Raw genomic sequence first — 19,536 nt, forward strand, 5'->3', positions numbered from 1 at the left:
CGTTGCCCCCGTAGTTGGCCATGAAACATGGCCGGATTGGCCTAAAAGTGGCGGCGATTATAGGCATATTCTGACGCCGATGCCATGCGTCAGACGTCGTACGGCGCTTGGCGTTCAGTCTGATACCGCACGTCGGCGGCCTGCAGCTGATGCAGGCGCGCCAGGGGATCCTGGCGGTAGAAGTGGCTCAGTTGTTCGTATACCTGTGGATAACTGCTGACCAGCAAATCCGGGGCACTGAAGAAATATTCGCTGGTGACGGCAAAGAACTCGGCCGGGTTTTCCGCGGCGTAGGGGTCGATGGCGGTCTCTGCGTCTGGGTTGCGGTCGAGCTGGCGGTTGAGGTCGTCGAAGGCGCTTTGCATGACGCTGGCCCATTCCTGCACCCGCATGTCGTGGTGCAACGGCGGCAGGCCGTTGGCGTCGCCGTTGAGCATGTCCAGCTTGTGGGCCAGCTCGTGGATCACCAGGTTGTAGCCTTCCCAGTTGCCGCTGGCCAGTACGCCGGGCCAGGCGAGGATCACCGGACCTTGCTGCCAGGCTTCGCCGCTGTGTTCGCCGTCCCACTCGTGTTCCACGCCGCTGGCGTCGCGATGGCGCTGGGGGCTGAGGAAGTCGTCGGGGTACAGCACGATCTCGTGGAAGCCTTGGTACCAGTCGAGGTCGCCGAGGTTCATCAGCGGCAGTTGTGCCTGGGCGGCGAGCAGCAGGCGTTGTTCCTGGTGCAGTTCGACGCCGGGCAGGGCGGTGAGGTGTTTTTCGGCGAGGAACACCACGCAGGCTTCCCGCAGCCACTGGTCTTGCTCGGCGGTGATGCCGTCGAGGAAGGTCAGGTGATGGCGCACCCGTTGCCAGGTTTCATCGGCAATCGGGTGCTTGGCCAGCAGGCGCCGGCGACGCCAGGCGCTCAGGGACCACATCGCAGGTTACTGCGGCTTGGCTTCGGAAGAGCTGCGGCCAAAGCGGCTGCGGAACACGCCGATGATCATCGGTACCAGCGACAGCAGGATGATGAACACCACCAGCAGCGACAGGTTTTTCTTGATGAACGGCACGTTGCCGAAGAAGTAGCCCAGTGTCACCAGGCCGCCGACCCACAGGATGGTGCCGAACACGCTGAAACCGAAGAAGCGCGGGTAAGGCATTTTCGCGATGCCGGCGACGAACGGTGCGAAAGTCCGCAGGATCGGCAGGAAGCGCGCCAGGGTCACGGTTTTGCCGCCGTGCTTGTCGTAAAAGTCGTGGGTTTTTTGCAGGTAGTCGCGGCGGAATATCTTCGAGTTGGGGTTGCTGAACAAGCGTTCCCCCGCCGTTCGTCCGATGACGTAGTTGGTACTGTCACCCAGGATGGCTGCGAGCATCAGCAAACCGCCCAGCAATATAGGGTCCATGCCGCCGCCTGCGGCGATGGCGCCGGCGATAAACAGCAAGGAATCACCCGGCAGGAAGGGCATGACCACCAGGCCGGTTTCGCAAAAGATAACCAGGAACAGAATGGCGTATATCCACACTCCGTAGTTTCTCACCAGCATGTCGAGGTACACGTCGAGATGCAGGATAAGGTCGAGCGGGTTGAAATCCATGGATGGCACCTGTGTGAATGGCCTGGCTCAGCGGGCCTGTGCGGAGGCTTCGGGTAATAAGGGCTACAAGGTTGTGGCGTAATTCTTACGACCCTGAAAGGTCCGCATTATACGGATAGAGTCGTGAAAAGCGTGTTGGTTTTGTAGCGGGGGATGTCGCGACATGGGTCTTATTGTAGGCAGCGAGTCAGTGTGGGAGGGGGCTCCCACACCTGATGCACGAGGTTTGGTTAATAGATGTCAGTCATCGCTGATGGGCAACACGTAGTTCTTGAACTCGGTGTCTTCCCGAAAACCGATGGATTCGTAGGTCTTCTGCGCCACCTGGTTGTCGCTGCTGGTGGACACACGCAGGCGCACGGCGTGAGTTTCCTTGGCCATCTTCTTCGCGGTACGCATCAGGTTGTCGGCCACCAACTGCCGGCGTGCGTCTTCGGCGACGTAGATGTCGTTGAGGATCCACACGCGCTTGAGGGACAACGATGAAAAGCTTGGATACAGCTGGCAGAAACCGAGCAGTTTCTTGTCGTCATCGTCGGCCAGCGCCAGATAGATCACGGACTCCTTGCGGCGCAGGCGTTTTTCCAGAAAGGCACGGCTCGAATCAGGGAAAGGCAGCGCGCCGTAGAACTCGCGGTATTTGACGAAAAGCGGGGTCAACAGGTCCAGGTGTTCCAGGGTCGCTTGAGTTATCCGCATGCCAGGCCTCAACTTCCAAATGGGGTATGACCACACAAGCGGCCGTGTTTCGATGCTGCCTAAAGCGGAGAAAAAGCGCAATCGTGCAAGGATTAGTCCTTCGGCGGGCTGAGCAGGAAATTGTCTTTCATCAGGTCGGGATCATCCGACTCGAGGGTTTGTACCTGGGCTTCATCCTTGAGGTTGACCCCCGACAATTGCCGGCGGCAAGCCTCACGCATCAAGTAAAGCAAGCGGTGAGCGGCCATGCCGTAGCTCAAGCCCTCCAGGCGCACATTGGAGATGCAGTTGCGGTACGCATCGGTCAGGCCCACCTTGGGGTTGTAGGTGAAATACAGGCCCAGGCTGTCCGGCGAACTGAGCCCCGGCCGCTCGCCGATCAGGATCACCACCATCTTCGCCCCCAGCAATTGGCCGACTTCATCCGCCACGGCGACGCGCCCCTGTTCCACCAGAATCACCGGCGACAGCGACCAACCCTCCGCGTGGGTTTGTTCCTCCATACGTGTAAGAAACGGCAACGTATGTTTATGCACCGCCAGGGCCGACAAACCGTCGGCTACCACAACTGCCAAGTCCACGCCGCCCGGGTTGGCTTCGGCATAGTCCCGCAGGGCCTGGGCCGATTCATCACTGAGGCGCCGCCCAAGGTCCGGGCGTTGCAGGTAGCTGTGACGGTCGACGGCGGCACTGTGCAGCAGCAGGCTGTCACGACCACGTTCGGCCAGTTGGCTGCTGAGTCCTACATGGTCAAACGGCAGGTGTACCGCGTCCCGCGCCTGGGCGTGGGCGAACTGGAAATCCAGCTGCGCACCGGTAGGAATGCTGGTGCCGGTGCGGCCCAGGGCAATCCGCGCCGGGGTCAGGCGCCGCAGTTCCAGCCACGGGTTGTCCACGTTGTTTTCCGGGGTGTCGATGTGCACAGGCGGTTCCTTCTTCATCCCAGTTGCGCCAAGGCGTGGCGGAATGCCGGTGGCAGGCTGTTGCCGAAGTGCACCTTGCCGTCGGCTTGCGTGAAGATGCCCATTTTCGCCAGCCACTGTTCAAACTCCGGCGCCGGCTTTAAACCCAATGTTTGCCGGGCGTACAGCGCGTCGTGGAACGAGGTGGTCTGGTAGTTGAGCATGATGTCGTCGGAGCCCGGGATGCCCATGATGAAGTTGATCCCGGCCACGCCCAGCAGGGTGAGCAGGGTGTCCATGTCGTCCTGGTCGGCTTCGGCATGGTTGGTGTAGCAGATGTCGCACCCCATCGGCACGCCCAGCAGCTTGCCGCAGAAGTGGTCTTCGAGGCCGGCGCGGATGATCTGCTTGCCGTTGTACAGGTACTCGGGGCCGATAAAACCGACCACGGTGTTCACCAAAAACGGTTTGAAGTGCCGGGCCACGGCGTAGGCGCGGGTCTCACAGGTTTGCTGGTCGACGCCAAAGTGCGCATTGGCCGACAAGGCGCTGCCCTGGCCGGTCTCGAAATACATCAGGTTTTGCCCGAGGGTACCGCGATTCAGGCTTAGGCCCGCGTCATAGCCTTCCTGCAACACGCTCAGGCTGATGCCGAAACTGGCGTTGGCCGCTTCAGTGCCGGCGATCGACTGGAACACCAGGTCCAGCGGCACGCCACGGTTGATGGCTTCGATGGAGGTGGTGACGTGGGTCAGCACGCAGGCCTGGGTCGGAATCTCGTAGCGCTGGATGATCGCGTCGAGCATTTCCAGCATGGCGCAGATTGAAGCGATGCTGTCGGTGGCCGGGTTGATGCCGATCATTGCGTCGCCGTTGCCGTAGAGCAGGCCGTCGAGAATGCTCGCGGCGATGCCCGCCGGTTCATCGGTGGGGTGGTTGGGTTGCAGGCGGGTGGACAAGCGCCCGCGCAGGCCCATCGTGCCGCGAAACTGTGTGACGACGCGGATCTTCTGCGCCACCAGTACCAGGTCCTGCACGCGCATGATCTTCGACACGGCGGCGGCCATTTCCGGTGTCAGCCCGGGTGCCAGGGCGCGCAGGCTTTGTTCGTCGGCCGCGTCGCTGAGCAGCCAATCCCGCAAGCCCCCGACGGTCAGGTGGCTGACCACGGAAAACGCCTGTTTATCGTGGGTGTCGATAATCAGCCGGGTGACTTCGTCGCTTTCGTACGGGATCAACGCTTCTTCAAGAAAGTGCTTCAACGGAATATTGGCCAGGGCCATTTGCGCCGCGACCCGCTCACCGTCGTTCTGCGCGGCAACGCCGGCGAGGAAATCCCCGGAACGCGCCGGGCTGGCCTTGGCCATCACGTCCTTGAGGCTGTCGAAGCGGTAGGTCAATGCACCGACCGCGTGGGAAAAGCTTGCCATACAGAGTCTCCTTTTCGGCGCGGGCAGAATGTGAGTAAAGCGCCCGCGCCGAGGTTTACGGCGTTTAGTGCAAGGCGGCCTCTGCGGCCTGGATCGCCGCAAACTCTTCTTCCGGCGTGCCTGCTACCAAGTGATGCCGACTGTAGAAAGCAAAGTAAGCAATTAATACTCCATAGATGATCGCGGCGCCAATCACCACGCGCGGATCCACCAGAAAGCCCGCCACGACAGCGATGCAGGCCAGTACCAGGGCGACGCCCGAGGTGAAGATACCGCCCGGTGTGCGGTAAGGGCGGTCCATTTTGGGGCGGCGGATGCGCAAGGTGATGTGCGCGGCCATCATCAGCACGTAGGAAATGGTCGCGCCGAACACGGCCACCAGGATCAGCAAATCACCCTGGCCGGTCAGCGACAGGCCAAACCCGATGATGCCGGGGATCACCAGGGCCAGGACCGGCGCCTTGCTTTTATTGGTCTGCGACAGCTTGCGCGGCAGGTAGCCGGCGCGGGACAGGGCGAAGATCTGCCGGGAGTAGGCGTAGATGATCGAGAAGAAACTCGCGATCAGCCCGGCCAGGCCCACCAGATTGACGAAGTGGCTCATCCAGGTGGAACCGCCATAGGCTTTGGACAAGGCCTCCACCAGCGGATTGCCCGACGCCATCAGCGCATAGGCGCCGGCACCGCCCGGGGCGATCACCAGAATCAGCAGAGCGAAACTGGTCAGTACCACTATGGCGCCGATCAGGCCGCGGGGCAGGTCGCGTTTCGGGTTCTTGGTTTCTTCGGCGGCCAGCGGCACGCCTTCGACCGCCAGGAAGAACCAGATGGCATAGGGAATCGCCGCCCACACGCCGACATACCCGAACGGCAGGAAGCTGCTGGCGCCCTTGGCCTCGGTCACTGGAATATCCAGCAGGTTGGCAACACTGAAGTGCGGCACCATCGCCACCAGGAACACGCCCAGGGCAATCGCGGCGACGGCAGTAATCACAAACATCAGCTTCAGCGCTTCACCCACACCGAAGATGTGGATGCCGATAAAGATGATGTAGAACGCCAGGTAGATCATCCAGCCGCCAATGCCGAACAGCGACTCGCAATAGGCGCCGATAAACACCGCGATGGCGGCGGGGGCGATGGCGTATTCGATGAGGATCGCGGTGCCGGTCAAGAACCCGCCCCAGGGGCCGAATGCGCTGCGGGCAAAGCCGTAGCCGCCGCCGGCGGTAGGAATCATGGAGGACAGTTCGGCCAGGGAGAAACACATGCACAGGTACATGGTGGCCATCAGCAGTGTGGCGAGGAACATGCCGCCCCAGCCACCCTGGGCGAGGCCGAAGTTCCAGCCGGCGTAGTCGCCGGAGATCACGTACGCAACCCCGAGACCGACCAGAAGCACCCAGCCGGCAGCGCCTTTTTTCAGTTCCCGTTGTTGGAAATATTCGTTGCCGACCTTTTCAAAGTCGACGGAAGACCCGGACGCCGGAGCGCCATTCGGTTCGCTGGGCATGATGGAATCCCTTTCTTATTGTTTTATCCCGGCTTACTTAAGTAAGCCGAATGAGTAGCAAGGTCTTGTGAAGATCAAGTGTGGGAGCGGGCTTGCTCGCGAATGCGGTGGGTCAGTTGAAAACTCAGTCACTGATACACCGCATTCGCGAGCAAGCCCGCTCCCACATTTTTATTGCATTTCAAATGTGGGAGCGGGTAGTGAGTTAGAAGAAGCCCAGTGGGTTGATGTCGTAGCTCACCAGCAGGTTTTTGGTCTGCTGATAGTGATCAAGCATCATCTTGTGAGTCTCACGGCCCACACCGGACTTCTTGTAACCACCGAACGCGGCATGCGCCGGGTACAGGTGGTAGCAGTTGGTCCACACACGCCCGGCCTTGATCGCCCGGCCCATGCGGTAGGCGCGGTTGATGTCGCGGGTCCACAGGCCGGCACCCAGGCCGAACTCGGTGTCGTTGGCGATCGCCAGGGCTTCGGCTTCATCCTTGAACGTGGTGATGCTCACCACCGGGCCAAAGATTTCTTCCTGGAACACCCGCATCTTGTTGGTGCCTTTGAGCAGGGTTGGCTGGATGTAATAGCCGGTGGCCAGGTCGCCGGTCAGCTTCTCGACCTTGCCACCGGTCAGCAGCTCGGCGCCTTCGCCCTTGGCGATTTCGAGGTAGGACAAAATCTTGTCGAACTGCTGCTCGGACGCCTGGGCGCCGACCATGGTGTCGGTGTCCAGCGGGTCGCCACGTTTGATCGACTCGACCTTCTTCATCACCACTTTCATGAAGTCGTCGTAGATCGACTCTTCCACCAGTGCGCGGGAAGGGCAGGTGCAGACTTCGCCCTGGTTGAAGAACGCCAGCACCAAACCTTCGGCAGCTTTCTCGATGAATTGCGGTTCGGCTTTCATGATGTCGGCGAAGAATATGTTCGGCGACTTGCCGCCCAGTTCAACGGTGGACGGAATGATGTTCTCGGCGGCCGCATGCATGATGTGCGAGCCAACAGGCGTGGACCCGGTAAAGGCGATCTTGGCGATGCGCTTGCTGGTGGCCAGGGCTTCGCCGGCTTCTTTGCCGTAGCCGTGCACCACGTTGAGTACGCCCGGCGGCAGCAGGTCGCCGATCAGTTCCATCAGTACGTTGATGCCCAGCGGGGTTTGCTCGGCGGGTTTGAGCACCACGCAGTTACCGGCAGCCAGGGCTGGCGCGAGTTTCCAGGCGGCCATCAGCAGCGGGAAGTTCCACGGGATGATCTGGCCGACCACGCCCAGCGGCTCGTGGAAGTGATAGGCGGCGGTGTGTTCGTTGATTTCGGCGCTGCTGCCTTCCTGGGCGCGGATGCAGCCGGCGAAGTAGCGGAAGTGGTCAGCGGCCAGCGGGATGTCGGCGTTCAGGGTTTCACGAACGGCCTTGCCGTTGTCCCAGGTTTCGGTGATGGCCAGCAGTTCGAGGTTCTGTTCGATGCGGTCGGCGATTTTCAGCAGCACCAGCGAGCGGTCCTGGGCCGAGGTTTTGCCCCAGGCGTCAGCGGCGGCGTGGGCGGCGTCCAGGGCCTTGTCGATATCTTTGGCCGTGGAACGCGGGAATTCGGCGATGGGCTTGCCGTTGACCGGCGAGGTATTGGTGAAATAGTTGCCATCGACCGGCGCGACAAATTCACCGCCGATGTAGTTGCCGTACTTGGCCTTGAACGAAACGATAGCGCCTTCAGTACCGGGGTGTGCGTAACGCATGGTGGGTATCTCCTGGCTTTTTTGTGTTTATTGGAGGGCGCACGGTTGTGCTTGTTAAAGCGTAGAGCAAAGGTCGGGCCAGTGCCTCGTAGAGCCTGTAAATCAAGGGTTTAGAGGTTGTTGCAAACCGTTGCTGTGGCAGGCTTGGTACAGCCTGGGTGACAGTTTGTGCCACAAACGGTACAGCCTGTGACCGGTGGGTCTGCCCGGGATTGCAATGGTCGGGAGGCTGGAGGATGCTGGGCACTCGCGCGCGGTAGTTCACGCAGGGAGAATAATAAGAACATGCAAAACGATCATTTCAGTCGCCATGCCCAGCAAGTCCTGACGGTCACCCGTGGGCAGGACCCGTTGCACGGCCCCGGCAGCGATCCCTCCATCGCCCGCTCCTGGCTGCGTTGCCTGGAGGACTATCACCTCGACCCTGCGCTGACCATCGCGCCCACGGTGCTCGAACATGGTCGTCTGTTGGAAAGTCGCGAACGCCTGCAACAAGTGCTGAGCATCGCCGGCAGCGAAATGAACAGCCTGCACCAACAGCTCTCCGGCGCCGGTCACGCAGTGCTGCTGACTGATGCCCGTGGGGTGATCCTCAACTGCGTCACCGCCCCCAGCGAGCGCAAGATTTTCGAACGTGCCGGCCTGTGGTTGGGGGCCGACTGGAGCGAGGCCTGCGAAGGCACCAACGGCATCGGCACCTGCCTGGTGGAGCGCCAGTCCCTGACGATTCATCGTGATGAACACTTTCGTGGCCGACATACCGGCCTGACCTGCTCGGCCAGCCCGGTATTCGACCCCCATGGCGAACTGCTGGCGGTGCTGGATGTGTCCTCGGCCCGGGAGGCGGTGTCGCGCCAGAGCCAGTTCCACACCATGGCGCTGGTCAATCTTTCGGCGAAGATGATCGAGAGCTGCTACTTCCTGCGGCATTTTGAGCACCACTGGCTGCTGCGCTTTCATTTGCAGGCGGAGTCTGTGGGCCTGTTCAGCGAAGGGTTGCTGGCGTTCGATGGCGAAGGGCGCATTTGCGCGGTGAACCAGAGTGCGTTGAACCTGCTCGGGCAGATCCGTGGCGGCCTGTTGGGGCAGCCGGTGGAGGCGTTTTTCGATTGCTCCCTGGACGAGTTGCTCGGGCGTGCCAGCGCGAATGCCAGCGCCAGTTGGCCCCTGCGTACCCGCGATGGCCGTGGGTTGTTCGCGGTGTTGCGCGGCCAGCCCCGCAGCGTACCGGTGCCAGCTCCACAGCCCTTGCCCGAACGACCACGGTTGCCGGGCATTTGCCTGGGTGATGCGGCGCTGCAAAACGATTTCCGTAAGGCGTTGCGTGTGTTTGAGCGCGACGTGCCGTTGCTGATCAATGGCGAAACCGGCTCCGGTAAGGAGGCGTTTGCCAAGGCGGTGCACCATGCCAGCCTCCGGGCCGACAAAGCCTTTATCGCCCTGAACTGCGCGGCCATCCCGGAAAGCCTGATCGAGAGCGAGCTGTTCGGCTATCGCGGCGGCAGTTTCACCGGCGCCCGCAAGGAAGGCATGCGCGGCAAGCTGCAACAAGCGGATGGTGGCACGTTGTTTCTGGATGAAATCGGCGATATGCCCCTCGCTTTGCAAACGCGCCTGTTAAGGGTTTTGGAAGACCGACTTGTCGTGCCCATCGGCGGCGAGCCCCAGGCGGTGAACGTCAGAATCATCAGCGCCACCCACCGTAATTTGCTGGGGCGGGTAGAGGACGGCAGTTTTCGCGAAGACCTGTACTACCGGCTGAACGGTCTGGAAATCGCCTTGCCGCCGTTGCGGGAGCGCAGCGACAAGTCGCAGTTGCTGGACTTTCTGCTGGCGGAGGAGGCGGGCGACCAGCCGGTGTTGCTGGACGGTCCTGCGCGTCAGGCACTGTTGGCCTTTGCCTGGCCGGGCAATGTGCGGCAGTTGCGCACGGTATTGCGCACGTTGGCGGCGTTATGTGACGACGGACGGATTGGGCTTGAGGACCTGCCGGCAGTCATTCGCCAGGTGCGCCCGCAGCCTGCAGTAGTGGAGGACCGTTCGGATTCGCCCTTGGACGATGCAGAGCGCCTGGCGCTGCTCAATGCCCTGGAGCAACAGCGCTGGCACATGAGCCATACGGCAGAGCAACTGGGGGTTAGCCGTAACACCTTGTATAGAAAACTGCGCAAACACGGGATCGCCCGTTAGCTAAAGGGTGCGATTTTTCCCACCCTACGCTAACCTGCCTCGATGTTTTACGAGGTCGACTATGCACATTCATATTCTCGGTATTTGCGGCACGTTCATGGGCTCGATGGCGGTTCTCGCCAAAGAACTGGGCCATCATGTTACTGGCTCCGATGCCAACGTTTACCCACCCATGAGCACGCAGCTGCAGGCCCAGGGCATTGAGCTGACCCAAGGCTACGACCCCGCGCAGTTCGACCCGGTCCCGGACCTGGTGGTGATCGGCAATGCCATGAGCCGCGGTAACCCGGCGGTCGAGTATGTACTGAATAAAGGTTTGCCTTACGTGTCTGGCCCGCAATGGCTGGCAGACCACGTGTTGCAAGGCCGTTGGGTGCTGGCGGTTGCCGGAACCCACGGCAAGACCACCACCAGCAGCATGCTGGCCTGGGTGCTGGAGCACGCGGGCATGAGCCCGGGCTTCCTGATCGGCGGCGTACCGCAGAATTTCTCGGTGTCGGCGCGCCTCGGCGACACCCCGTTCTTTGTCATCGAAGCCGATGAATATGACAGCGCATTCTTCGACAAGCGCTCCAAGTTCGTTCACTACCGCCCGCGCACCGCGATCCTGAACAACCTGGAGTTCGATCACGCGGACATCTTCCCCGATCTGGCGGCCATCGAGCGGCAGTTCCACCACTTGGTGCGCACAATCCCCAGCGAAGGCCTGGTGATTCACCCGACCACCGAGCCAGCCCTGCAGCGGGTCATCGAGATGGGCTGCTGGACCCCGGTACAAACCACCGGCGCGGGCGGCCAATGGCAGGTCAAGCTGCTGAGTGAAGACGGTTCAAAATTTGAAGTGCTGTTCGAAGGCGTCGCCCAGGGCATCGTCGATTGGGACATGACGGGCCAGCACAACGTCGCCAACGCCTTGGTCACCCTGGCGGCCGCGCGGCATGTCGGCGTGGTGCCATCCATGGGCATCGCCGCCTTGAGCGCATTCAAGAGCGTGAAGCGCCGTATGGAAAAGGTCGCCGAAGTGAATGGGATTACCATCTACGACGACTTTGCCCACCACCCGACGGCCATCGCCACCACCCTGGATGGCCTGCGCAAGCGCGTGGGTGATGCCCAGGTAATCGCGATTATCGAACCGCGCTCCAACTCCATGAAGCTGGGCGCCCACCGTGATGGTTTGCCAGAAAGCGTGAACGATGCAGACCAGGCTGTGTGGTATGCACCGGCCAACCTCGGCTGGGACCTGCCCGCCATCGCCGCGCTGTGCACCGTACCGTCGATTTGCTGCGACTCACTGGAAGGCATCATCGAGCACGTGAAACACCAGGCCAAGCCCGGCGCTCACGTGGTGATCATGAGCAACGGCGGCTTCGGCGGCCTGCACGGCAAACTCGCCGAGGCCCTGAAGTGAGCGGCCCGGAACGCGTTACCCTGGCGATGACCGGCGCGTCTGGCGCGCCCTATGGCTTGCGCCTGCTGGACTGCCTGGTGCGCGAAGACCGCGAGGTGCACTTCCTGATCTCCAAGGCGGCGCAACTGGTACTGGCCACCGAGACCGATGTCGCGTTGCCGCCCAAGGTGCAGATGATGCAGGCCTTCCTCACCGAGTACACCGGTGCGGCGGCGGGGCAGATCAAGGTCTATGGCAAGGAAGACTGGATGTCGCCGGTGGCTTCGGGCTCCGGCGCGCCGGCCGCGATGGTGGTGGTGCCGTGTTCCACCGGAACCTTGTCGGCGATTGCCACGGGGGCCTGCAACAACCTGATTGAGCGCGCGGCGGACGTGACGTTGAAGGAGCGTCGCCAGCTGATACTGGTGCCGCGTGAGGCGCCGTATTCGAGCATCCATCTGGAGCACATGCTCAAGCTGTCGAACATGGGCGTGACCATCCTGCCGGCGTCGCCGGGCTTCTATCACCAGCCGCAGACCATCGATGACCTGGTGGACTTTGTGGTGGCGCGGATTCTCAACCTGCTGAACATCCCCCAGGACATGCTGCCGCGCTGGGGCGAGCACCATTTGAGCAGTGATGAATAAACTACTGATGACCTTGCTGGCGCTGCAACTGACGGGGTGCGCGACGGCGCGCACGCTGGACGCAGCGCAACCCGGGGCGCCGGTGGTGTATGCCGGGACGCGTCTGGATATGTATGCGATTCAGGGCGGGTGTTGCGCGATGGACCGCTTTGGGGCCGAGGCGCCGAGCTATCCCCATGTGGACCTGCCGGCCAGCGCGCTGCTCGACACGCTGCTGTTGCCGCTGTCGGTTCTGACGGTGTTGGGGGTTGGGTTTAACGCGACGGGTGGGCTCTAGTACTCAACCTCAGGAGCACCAACTCTCTAATGTGGGAGCGGGCTTGCTCGCGAATGCGGTGGACCAGTCACTGATGTATTGACTGACACTGCGCATTCGCGAGCAAGCCCGCTCCCACATTTTGATTGTGTCCGGCCTGGAATTCGGGTTATTTGCCGAGCTTGCGCAACTCATCCGACTCCACAACCCGCACCCCATCCTGCTCTTCCAGCGCCAGCCGCCACATTGCGCGCGCCAGTTCACACACTTCAATGCCGTGGTACTTGCCCGGAATCAGCCGCGACAATGGCCCGGCCAGTTGCTCGGCCAGGCGTGGCTCCAACCGCTCACCCAGCAACAGCGAAGGCCGCACGATGGTCAATTGTGGCCAATCCTGAGCCTTCAGCGCCTGTTCCATCTCGCCCTTGACCCGGTTGTAGAAGATCGAGGATTTCGGATCGGCACCAATCGCGCTGATCACAATCAGGTGCCGTGCGCCCAGTTCCCGGGCGCGCTTGGCAAAGGCCACGACCATGTCCAGGTCGACGGCGCGGAAGGCTGCTTCGGACCCGGCCTGTTTGATGGTGGTGCCCAGGCAGCAGAAGGCGATGTCCACCTGACCGCTCAACTGCGGCAGGAATACCGCCGGGTCGCCCACCGGGTTTTCCAGGTGTGGATGCTCGGCCAGCGGCTTGCGGCTGGGTGCCAGCACCCGGGTCACGGTCGGCTCGTTGAGCAGGCGGTCCAGCAGGTGCTCCCCGGTTAGGCCGGAGGCTCCGGCGAGCAAAATATGCTGAGGCGTCAGGTACATGGTGTTTCCCCCTTTATACAGATTCAGCTTAGTTGCTCTTGGCTTCCGTGCTATTCATTGAGACGCTTTCGAGCGCCTTTCGTGCCTGCTGTTTGCGTAATAATTGCCAATGGGCGATCACGCCTTTGGGGGCCCAGATCTGCGGTTCGGAGGCTTCGAAGTTATCCGCCTGTTCGCGTTCGGCCACGTGGGTCTGCGCCAGCTTGAAGGCTTGCTGCAAATCGTCGGTCTGGTTGAAGGCCTGGGCGAAGAGGGCGTCGCCGAAGTAGGTGAAGTCGGCCTCTTCGGAGCAGCCGAACGATACGCGGTCGGCCCGTGAGGCGGTCATGATCAGGGTGTGTTCGTCTTTCAGGGCCGGGATGAACCCGCCGGAGTAGCAGGCCGAAATCACGATGATCTTGTCGCGGTTCTTCAGCGGTGCCAGCACGGCGGCCAGCTCATCGGCCGGCAGGTCGGCCAGCTCCATGCGCGGCTGGTCGAGCACCAGTTCGTGTTCGTGGGTGCCGTGGCTGGTCAGGTAGATGAACACCAGGTCTTGCGGGCCACTGCGTTCGGCCAGGGTCTGGACCGAGCGGCGCAGGCTTTCGCGGGTGGCCATGGGGCGGTCGGCGATATGGTCGCGATGGTTCACCAGGCGGATCTGGCCGTAGGCGCCGAAGCGGGTGGCGAGCATGTTGCTGACGTAGTCGGCTTCACGCAGGAACACACTTTGTTTGCCGTCGCCGGCTACCACCAGGGTGTACAGCTCCACGCCCGATTTGGACGCGGGCACGGCGGCGAGGGCCTCATCCAATAAGCGGCCTTGTGCAAACAGGCCGATCTCCAGTGGGTCAGGCAATAATTTGCCATCGGCGTCGCGCACGCGCATGCCGTTGACCCAAGTGCCCGCCTGCACGGTGCCATCGGCGAGCACCAGGGTGCCGCGCCCTTGATAGCTGTCGCTGTCAAAGCCGCCGATATAGAAGCTGCCGTCGGTGAGGTTCAGGCGGCCCGGGCCGGTGAAGCGCCAGTCAACGAACTGGCCGACATAGTGGCTGCCGTCGACGCCGATCAGTTCGCCCTTGCCGCTGAGGGCGCCTTCCTTGAATTCACCGATCCACACGTCGCCGTCGGCGTTTTCATAACGGCCCTTGCCATTGAGCTGGTTCTGTTTGAAGTGGCCGATGTACATGTCGCCTTCGGCGCTGTTGAAGGTGCCGTTGCCCTCCAGCTGGCCATCGACGAAGTGGCCGCTGAACTGGTTGCCGCTGTCGTCGTTGCGCTGGCCTTCGCCGTTGGGCTTGCCGTGGGCGAACTGGCCCTGGTACTGGCTGCCGTCGGCCAGCTCGAGGCGGCCGAGGCCAGAATACTGGTCGTCCTTGAATTCGCCGCGATAGGTCATCTGCCCTTCTTTGAGGGTGCCTTCGCCGTTGCGTTTGCCTTGCTTGAACCCGCCGACGTAGCTGTTGGCCGCCGTGGTCAGGGTGCCTTGGCCGTCGAACAGGCCTTGCTGGAACTGGCCTTTATAGACTTCGCCATTGCTGCCATGCCATTCGCCCTGGCCGTGCCACTGGCCCTTATCGAACTGGCCGGCGTACCAGCTGCCGTTGGGGTAATCCACTCGGCCCTGGCCTTGCAGCAAGCCATTGACCACATCGCCCCGGTAACGACCGCCATCGGGCAGCCGCGCATCGGGCGGCAACAGCGATTCGCCGTCGCCGCACGCGGTGAGCAAAAGGACAAGAGCAAGGGGAGCGAGTGGGCGCATAGCGGGATCCGGATAATTGAGCGCCGAGTATGCCGCAGCTGCGAGATCTATACATAAATTTACATGAATTGTGGTGAGCGGGCGGGCTCACCACAGCCAGGCTCAGACAAAGCAGAGTGACAACGACTCGGCTATATACGCAGGTTTCTCCTGGCCATCGATTTCCAGGGTGCAGGTGGCCTTAAGCAGCCACTGCCCCGGTTTTTTCTCGGTGGCGTCGGTGAGGGTCACGGCCAGGCGTACTTTGGAGTCGACCTTCACCGGCTGGATGAAGCGCACGCTGTCCAGGCCATAGTTGACTGCCATTTTCAGGCCTTCGGGCATGATCAGGATGTCTTCGATCAGCTTGGGTATCAGCGACAGCGACAGGAAACCGTGGGCGATGGTGCCGCCAAACGGCGTCTTGGCGGCTTTCACCGGGTCGACGTGGATGAACTGAAAATCGCCGGTGGCTTCCGCGAACAGGTTGATGCGCTCCTGGTCGATGGTGAGCCATGCGGAACGTCCCAGGTCCTTGCCGACATAATCCTTGAGTTGCTCTACGGGTACTGAGGGCATTGCGACTCTCCTTCTTTGCTCGGTTGGCTTCATCGTTTTTGTAGTTTTGGACAGGTCCAGAGAACCAATGTAGATCATCACGGGCACTTGGCCCGGTCAACCCACCATGCTTTTGGCGAATGCCGCTCCATAGAGGCAGCGTGCTTATAATGCCGACACGCTTTTGGGGGGAAGAACGGATGCTGTTACGCGGTCTGACATGGCTGGTGCTGTTTCAATTACTCGGCACGGCGATCAATCATTTGTTTGTCCCGGTGTTGCCGGGGCCGATTATCGGGCTGCTCCTGATGCTGGCCTTCCTGGTGTGGCGCGGCGAAGTCGGTGAGCCCCTGAGCCTGGCGGCCAGCAGTCTGCTGCGTTATTTGCCGCTACTGCTGGTGCCGCCTGCGGTCGGCGTGATGGTGTATGCCAAGGACATCGCCGCCGACTTCTGGGCTATCGTCGGCGCGTTGGTGTTGTCGTTGGTGATCGCCATGGGGTTTGTCGGCGTGCTGATGCAGCAGATGGTCAAGCGCAAGGAGAAGGATCAATGATCTTCGACTGGCAGGGCGCGTGGTCGGCGGTCATCCATCACCCGCTGTTCGGCATCGGCATCACCCTCGGCGCCTATCAGTTGGTGCTGGCCGGCTTCGAGAAAACCCGCTGGATTTTCCTGCAGCCGGTGCTGGTGTCGATGCTGCTGGTGATCGGCGTGTTGCTCAGCTGTGGCCTGACCTACGTCGAGTACCGCAAGAGCACCGAGATCATGAGCATCCTGCTGGGCCCGGCGACGGTGGCCCTGGCGGTGCCGCTTTACCTGAATCTGCGACGGATTCGCCAATTGTTCTGGCCGATTTTTACTACGCTGGTGGTGGGAGGCGTATTGGCGACCGGCCTGTGCGTGCTGTTGGGCTGGTGGTTTGGCGCGGAACACATGATGCTGATGACCATGGTGCCCAAGTCCGTGACCTCGCCGATTGCGATGCTGGTGGCCGAGCAGATCGGTGGCGTGGCGGCATTGGCGGCGGTGTTTGTGCTGATCACCGGGGTGATCGGCGCGATGATCGGCCCGGCGTATTTATCGCGCCTGGGCGTGCACAGCCCCGAGGCGCGCGGCATGGCGCTGGGCATGACCGCCCACGCCGTGGGTACCTCGGTGGCCTTGCAGGAAAGCGAAGAAACCGGCGCCTTTGCGGCGCTGGCCATGAGTTTGATGGGCGTGGCCACGGCGGTGTTCTTGCCGTTGGCCGTGTCGCTGGTTATTTAAGTCGGGTTTAAGGAAACCTTTATGAGTCTGGCGCTTTTCCCGCTCAATACCGTGCTGTTCCCCGGGTGCACCCTCGACCTGCAATTGTTCGAGGCGCGCTACCTGGACATGATCAGCCGCTGCATGAAGAAGGGCGAAAGCTTTGGCGTGGTGTGCATCCTCGACGGCAAGGAAGTCGGGCTGGCGCCGGATGGCTACGCGTTGATTGGCTGCGAAGCGCTGATCCGCGACTTCAAGCAGCAGGACAATGGCCTGCTGGGGATTCGGGTCGAAGGTGGCCGGCGTTTCCGCGTACGTGACGCCGGTGTGCAGAAGGACCAACTGCTGGTGGCCGAGGTGCAATGGCTGGACGAACATCCCGAGCAGCCCCTGGAAGAGGAAGACGCCGACTTGCTGGCGTTGCTTCATGCCCTGGCCGAGCACCCGATGGTGGCGTCCCTGGACATGGGCACCCACGCCGATGGCCAGCAGGCCTTGGCCAATCAGTTGGCCTACCTGCTGCCCTTTACCGAAGCCGACAAGATCGACCTGCTGCAACTCGATGACCCGCAACAGCGTCTGGATGCGATCCAGCTGTTGTTGGATGAGTTGCAGGGCGAACTGTTTACTCAGTAGGCGTACCTGAGCAGCGCGTGGGAGGTGCCGGTAAACGCAATGAACCCGAGCACCGCGCCACACACCGGCAAGATCAGCCACCAGGCTTTCGGCGGCATCGGTGGCAGCGGGCTGCGGTGCTGGCTTAACGTCAGGCTGAAGGCGCAGACCGTCATTGCCAGCAGAGTGCCAGCCAGAATGTCTGTCGGCCAATGCGCGCCCAGGTAGACCCGGGAGACGGCGATGGTGGCAGCGGGGATGCAGCCGAGCACCAGCCAGGTCAGGCGCAGGCGGGTCGGCTGACCACGGCCGGCCAGCACTGCCAAGGCCAGGAAGAACGCGAACGAGCCGGACGCGTGGCCGCTGGGCATGCTGAAGCTGGTGAGCGGGTCGGTCAGCACTTCAGGGCGCATCCGCGCAAAAAACAGTTTGGTGCCGGTATTGATCAGCGCAGCGCCCAGCAGGGTGGCGCCGACAAAGATTGCCTGGCGCCATTGCCGCGCCACCACCAGCAGGCCGGTCAACACGGCGCTGGCCACAAACATCTTCTTGAACTCGCCGAGCTGGGTCACCATCACCATCGCCCGGTCGATCGCCGGGCCGCGGTGTTCCTGCACCAGCGCCATCAAGCCCTGGTCAAAGTCGTTCAGGTAGGGGTAGCCGATAAACAACGCGAGCAACAGCGTGCCGCCAATGCAACCAATCCACAGGGTGGCGCGCCGGTGGCCGCGCAGGCTGCTGTTGAGGCTCAGGCCGATCAGCACCGCCAGGCAGGCGGCGACAATCCCGGCCTCCGGCCAGAAGCCCTCGGGCAATGGCAGGCGGAAGGCCGCGCCGGTGGCCCAGCCCGGCAGCAGATACGCCACCGACCATCCCGCGCCGGCCAGCAGGCTCACGGCCGCAAAGCGTGGGAAGGGCATGTCGCACATGCCCGCGACCATCGGCAGCATCGGGCGCAGCGGGCCAATGAAGCGTCCTACCAGCAGGCTCGCAATGCCGTATTTGTGAAAGTAAGTCTCGGCGCCGCTCATCCATTCCGGGTGATGCCGCAGGCCGGGCAGGCGCCGGATGTTCTGGTGGAAATGGCGACCGAGGAAGTAGGAAGCAACGTCACCCAGCAAGCCACCGAGGAAACCCAGCAACAGGGTTTCTCCCAGGGACAGTGCGCCGCTGCCGGCCAGTGCGGCGATGGCAAACAGCAACACCGTGCCCGGTACGATCAGGCCGGCAATGGCCAGGCACTCCACGCACGCCACGATAAACACCGCCACGGCCAGCCATTGCGGGTTCAGGGTCAGCCAGCCGGTAATGCTATCGAGCCATGGGCCCATACAATCAAACTCCCTTTGTGAATATTGCCCCCTCTGTAGGAGCGAGCTTGCTCGCGAAGGTCGTTAACGCTGACGCGGGCTATCAGGTTTAGCGCGGCGCTCTCGGGTTCTTCGCGAGCAAGCTCGCTCCTACAGGGGGCTAGTGTTTCAAATCAAAAAATAGTCGCGGCCTTCGACCTGGCCCCGGCGCAGCGGGTTCCGTGTGCAATACGGCGCATAACCGGCATCCACGAAGCGGTACATCAGGTGTTCATCGCGCCCGCCGGGGATGCCCAGGCGGGTGGTCTGGATGATCTGCGCCGGCGCCAGCCCCACGTCTTCCACGTAGAGCTGCTCCTGGTCAAAGCGCTTGGCATCCCACATCGGCACCTTCAAACCCAGCGCCTTGCACAGCAAAGTCTGGCCGGCACACAGCTTTTGCGAGGGGCGCGGCTTGCCGCTGGCGTCCGGGTTGTTCAACAGCATCTGCGCCAGGCTGGCCGGGCCGGACACTTCGTCGACCCACGGATAGGCCGATTTGATCAGCACCGCATTGCCTGGGCCATGGGCGCTGAAGTTCAGTGAGTCGCCGCCACGGGCGTAGTACATATAGATGTGGCCGCCATCCAGAAACAAAGCCTTACGCTTTTCTGTGTAGCCGAGGGACGCGTGGCTGCCTTTTTCGGCGAGGTAATAGGCTTCGGTTTCGATAATGCGCGCCGACAGCCACAAATCACCGACACGGTGGCGAATGACTTTTCCCAGCAATTCGCGCGCAAGCAATTGCGCGTCACGGTCGAAAAAGCCGTCGGGCAGGGCGTTGGCGGGGATCAGTGGCGAAAAACTGGACATGGCGATCAAAGGTAATACGGCTAAATGTGACAGGATGATAACAACTCCAGCCTTAATTCCCGCTGAACGTCGGGTTTTTACA

At 61.9% G+C, this 19,536-nt stretch carries 19 protein-coding genes; 7 read left to right on the plus strand and 12 right to left on the minus strand.

Annotation, left to right across the window (positions count from 1 at the left end):
* Positions 1-89: 89 nt before the first annotated feature.
* From ACUN0G_RS16810 to exaC, 7 genes are all read right to left on the minus strand, one after another.
* Positions 90-920, minus strand: a complete 831-nt coding sequence (locus ACUN0G_RS16810; RefSeq protein ID WP_017476272.1) for a M90 family metallopeptidase — start codon at positions 918-920, stop codon at positions 90-92.
* A 6-nt stretch (positions 921-926) separates the two neighbouring features.
* A complete protein-coding gene (locus tag ACUN0G_RS16815; protein ID WP_003219387.1) occupies positions 927-1,583 on the minus strand; it encodes a DedA family protein in 657 nt (218 codons plus the stop codon).
* Positions 1,584-1,823: 240 nt separating this feature from the next.
* A complete protein-coding gene (locus ACUN0G_RS16820; RefSeq protein ID WP_167665715.1) occupies positions 1,824-2,282 on the minus strand; it encodes a GNAT family N-acetyltransferase in 459 nt (152 codons plus the stop codon).
* Positions 2,283-2,374: 92 nt separating this feature from the next.
* Positions 2,375-3,223 carry an ethanolamine ammonia-lyase subunit EutC gene (gene eutC, locus ACUN0G_RS16825; protein WP_445573855.1) on the minus strand — a complete coding sequence of 283 codons (849 nt, stop codon included), beginning with the start codon at positions 3,221-3,223 and terminating at the stop codon, positions 2,375-2,377.
* Positions 3,220-4,614 carry an ethanolamine ammonia-lyase subunit EutB gene (locus ACUN0G_RS16830; protein ID WP_445573856.1) on the minus strand — a complete coding sequence of 465 codons (1,395 nt, stop codon included), beginning with the start codon at positions 4,612-4,614 and terminating at the stop codon, positions 3,220-3,222. The genes eutC and ACUN0G_RS16830 overlap by 4 nt, the downstream gene beginning before the upstream one ends.
* Positions 4,615-4,678: 64 nt before the next feature.
* Positions 4,679-6,127: an ethanolamine permease gene (gene eat / locus ACUN0G_RS16835; protein ID WP_421552813.1), complete on the minus strand. Its 1,449-nt coding sequence runs from the start codon at positions 6,125-6,127 to the stop codon at positions 4,679-4,681.
* Positions 6,128-6,332: 205 nt separating this feature from the next.
* Positions 6,333-7,853, minus strand: a complete 1,521-nt coding sequence (gene exaC / locus ACUN0G_RS16840; protein ID WP_003219398.1) for an acetaldehyde dehydrogenase ExaC — start codon at positions 7,851-7,853, stop codon at positions 6,333-6,335.
* Between the two features lie 285 nt (positions 7,854-8,138).
* Here exaC and ACUN0G_RS16845 point away from each other — a divergent pair, with 285 nt between their 5' ends.
* The 4 genes from ACUN0G_RS16845 (at position 8,139) to ACUN0G_RS16860 (ending at position 12,357) form a co-directional block, all read left to right on the plus strand.
* Positions 8,139-10,043 carry a sigma-54-dependent Fis family transcriptional regulator gene (locus tag ACUN0G_RS16845; protein ID WP_445573857.1) on the plus strand — a complete coding sequence of 635 codons (1,905 nt, stop codon included), beginning with the start codon at positions 8,139-8,141 and terminating at the stop codon, positions 10,041-10,043.
* A 61-nt stretch (positions 10,044-10,104) separates the two neighbouring features.
* Entirely contained in the window at positions 10,105-11,454 is a 1,350-nt protein-coding gene (gene mpl / locus ACUN0G_RS16850; RefSeq protein ID WP_177026234.1) for a UDP-N-acetylmuramate:L-alanyl-gamma-D-glutamyl-meso-diaminopimelate ligase, read from the plus strand.
* Positions 11,451-12,080 (plus strand): flavin prenyltransferase UbiX, encoded by a 630-nt coding sequence (gene ubiX / locus ACUN0G_RS16855; RefSeq protein WP_003219402.1) that lies wholly within the window; start codon positions 11,451-11,453, stop codon positions 12,078-12,080. Before mpl ends, ubiX begins: the two co-directional genes overlap by 4 nt.
* The gene (locus ACUN0G_RS16860) at positions 12,073-12,357 is read left to right on the plus strand and encodes a YceK/YidQ family lipoprotein (protein ID WP_063026896.1); all 285 of its coding nucleotides are present in this window, start codon (positions 12,073-12,075) and stop codon (positions 12,355-12,357) included. Before ubiX ends, ACUN0G_RS16860 begins: the two co-directional genes overlap by 8 nt.
* A 148-nt stretch (positions 12,358-12,505) precedes the next feature.
* On the opposite strand, the gene ACUN0G_RS16865 is transcribed toward ACUN0G_RS16860, so the two are convergent.
* The 3 genes from ACUN0G_RS16865 to ACUN0G_RS16875 form a co-directional block, all read right to left on the minus strand.
* Positions 12,506-13,147, minus strand: a complete 642-nt coding sequence (locus ACUN0G_RS16865; protein WP_167665191.1) for an oxidoreductase — start codon at positions 13,145-13,147, stop codon at positions 12,506-12,508.
* A 28-nt stretch (positions 13,148-13,175) separates the two neighbouring features.
* Positions 13,176-14,894 (minus strand): C13 family peptidase, encoded by a 1,719-nt coding sequence (locus tag ACUN0G_RS16870; RefSeq protein WP_445573858.1) that lies wholly within the window; start codon positions 14,892-14,894, stop codon positions 13,176-13,178.
* A gap of 102 nt (positions 14,895-14,996) precedes the next feature.
* The gene (locus ACUN0G_RS16875; RefSeq protein WP_258348411.1) at positions 14,997-15,452 is read right to left on the minus strand and encodes a MaoC family dehydratase; all 456 of its coding nucleotides are present in this window, start codon (positions 15,450-15,452) and stop codon (positions 14,997-14,999) included.
* Between the two features lie 179 nt (positions 15,453-15,631).
* Here ACUN0G_RS16875 and ACUN0G_RS16880 point away from each other — a divergent pair, with 179 nt between their 5' ends.
* The 3 genes from ACUN0G_RS16880 to ACUN0G_RS16890 are packed head-to-tail and all read left to right on the plus strand — an operon-like array spanning position 15,632 to position 17,313.
* Positions 15,632-15,985 (plus strand): CidA/LrgA family protein, encoded by a 354-nt coding sequence (locus ACUN0G_RS16880; protein WP_017476261.1) that lies wholly within the window; start codon positions 15,632-15,634, stop codon positions 15,983-15,985.
* Complete coding sequence (locus ACUN0G_RS16885; protein ID WP_445573859.1) at positions 15,982-16,698, plus strand: LrgB family protein; 717 nt, start codon at positions 15,982-15,984, stop codon at positions 16,696-16,698. Before ACUN0G_RS16880 ends, ACUN0G_RS16885 begins: the two co-directional genes overlap by 4 nt.
* A 21-nt stretch (positions 16,699-16,719) precedes the next feature.
* On the plus strand, positions 16,720-17,313 hold the full coding sequence (locus ACUN0G_RS16890; protein WP_017476259.1) for an LON peptidase substrate-binding domain-containing protein: 594 nt from the start codon (positions 16,720-16,722) through the stop codon (positions 17,311-17,313).
* Here the strand turns inward: ACUN0G_RS16890 and ACUN0G_RS16895 are convergent.
* Positions 17,307-18,623: a bifunctional DedA family/phosphatase PAP2 family protein gene (locus ACUN0G_RS16895; protein WP_445573860.1), complete on the minus strand. Its 1,317-nt coding sequence runs from the start codon at positions 18,621-18,623 to the stop codon at positions 17,307-17,309. The genes ACUN0G_RS16890 and ACUN0G_RS16895 overlap by 7 nt on opposite strands.
* Positions 18,624-18,770: 147 nt before the next feature.
* On the minus strand, positions 18,771-19,454 hold the full coding sequence (locus ACUN0G_RS16900; protein ID WP_421525049.1) for a DNA-3-methyladenine glycosylase: 684 nt from the start codon (positions 19,452-19,454) through the stop codon (positions 18,771-18,773).
* Positions 19,455-19,536 lie beyond the last annotated feature (82 nt).

It is taken from the genome of Pseudomonas sp. 32A, from assembly GCF_052682255.1.

Coding starts and splice junctions, on each gene's coding strand:
- ACUN0G_RS16900 (WP_421525049.1), bottom strand. CDS start 19,454: ATGTCCAGTTTTTCGCCACTGATCCCCGCCAACGCCCTGCCCGACGGC.
- ACUN0G_RS16845 (WP_445573857.1), top strand. CDS start 8,139: ATGCAAAACGATCATTTCAGTCGCCATGCCCAGCAAGTCCTGACGGTC.
- eutC (WP_445573855.1), bottom strand. CDS start 3,223: ATGAAGAAGGAACCGCCTGTGCACATCGACACCCCGGAAAACAACGTG.
- ACUN0G_RS16895 (WP_445573860.1), bottom strand. CDS start 18,623: ATGGGCCCATGGCTCGATAGCATTACCGGCTGGCTGACCCTGAACCCG.
- ACUN0G_RS16870 (WP_445573858.1), bottom strand. CDS start 14,894: ATGCGCCCACTCGCTCCCCTTGCTCTTGTCCTTTTGCTCACCGCGTGC.
- ACUN0G_RS16830 (WP_445573856.1), bottom strand. CDS start 4,614: ATGGCAAGCTTTTCCCACGCGGTCGGTGCATTGACCTACCGCTTCGAC.
- ACUN0G_RS16810 (WP_017476272.1), bottom strand. CDS start 920: ATGTGGTCCCTGAGCGCCTGGCGTCGCCGGCGCCTGCTGGCCAAGCAC.
- ACUN0G_RS16885 (WP_445573859.1), top strand. CDS start 15,982: ATGATCTTCGACTGGCAGGGCGCGTGGTCGGCGGTCATCCATCACCCG.
- ACUN0G_RS16820 (WP_167665715.1), bottom strand. CDS start 2,282: ATGCGGATAACTCAAGCGACCCTGGAACACCTGGACCTGTTGACCCCG.
- ACUN0G_RS16890 (WP_017476259.1), top strand. CDS start 16,720: ATGAGTCTGGCGCTTTTCCCGCTCAATACCGTGCTGTTCCCCGGGTGC.
- ACUN0G_RS16880 (WP_017476261.1), top strand. CDS start 15,632: ATGCTGTTACGCGGTCTGACATGGCTGGTGCTGTTTCAATTACTCGGC.
- exaC (WP_003219398.1), bottom strand. CDS start 7,853: ATGCGTTACGCACACCCCGGTACTGAAGGCGCTATCGTTTCGTTCAAG.
- ACUN0G_RS16865 (WP_167665191.1), bottom strand. CDS start 13,147: ATGTACCTGACGCCTCAGCATATTTTGCTCGCCGGAGCCTCCGGCCTA.
- ACUN0G_RS16860 (WP_063026896.1), top strand. CDS start 12,073: ATGAATAAACTACTGATGACCTTGCTGGCGCTGCAACTGACGGGGTGC.
- eat (WP_421552813.1), bottom strand. CDS start 6,127: ATGCCCAGCGAACCGAATGGCGCTCCGGCGTCCGGGTCTTCCGTCGAC.
- ACUN0G_RS16815 (WP_003219387.1), bottom strand. CDS start 1,583: ATGGATTTCAACCCGCTCGACCTTATCCTGCATCTCGACGTGTACCTC.
- ACUN0G_RS16875 (WP_258348411.1), bottom strand. CDS start 15,452: ATGCCCTCAGTACCCGTAGAGCAACTCAAGGATTATGTCGGCAAGGAC.
- mpl (WP_177026234.1), top strand. CDS start 10,105: ATGCACATTCATATTCTCGGTATTTGCGGCACGTTCATGGGCTCGATG.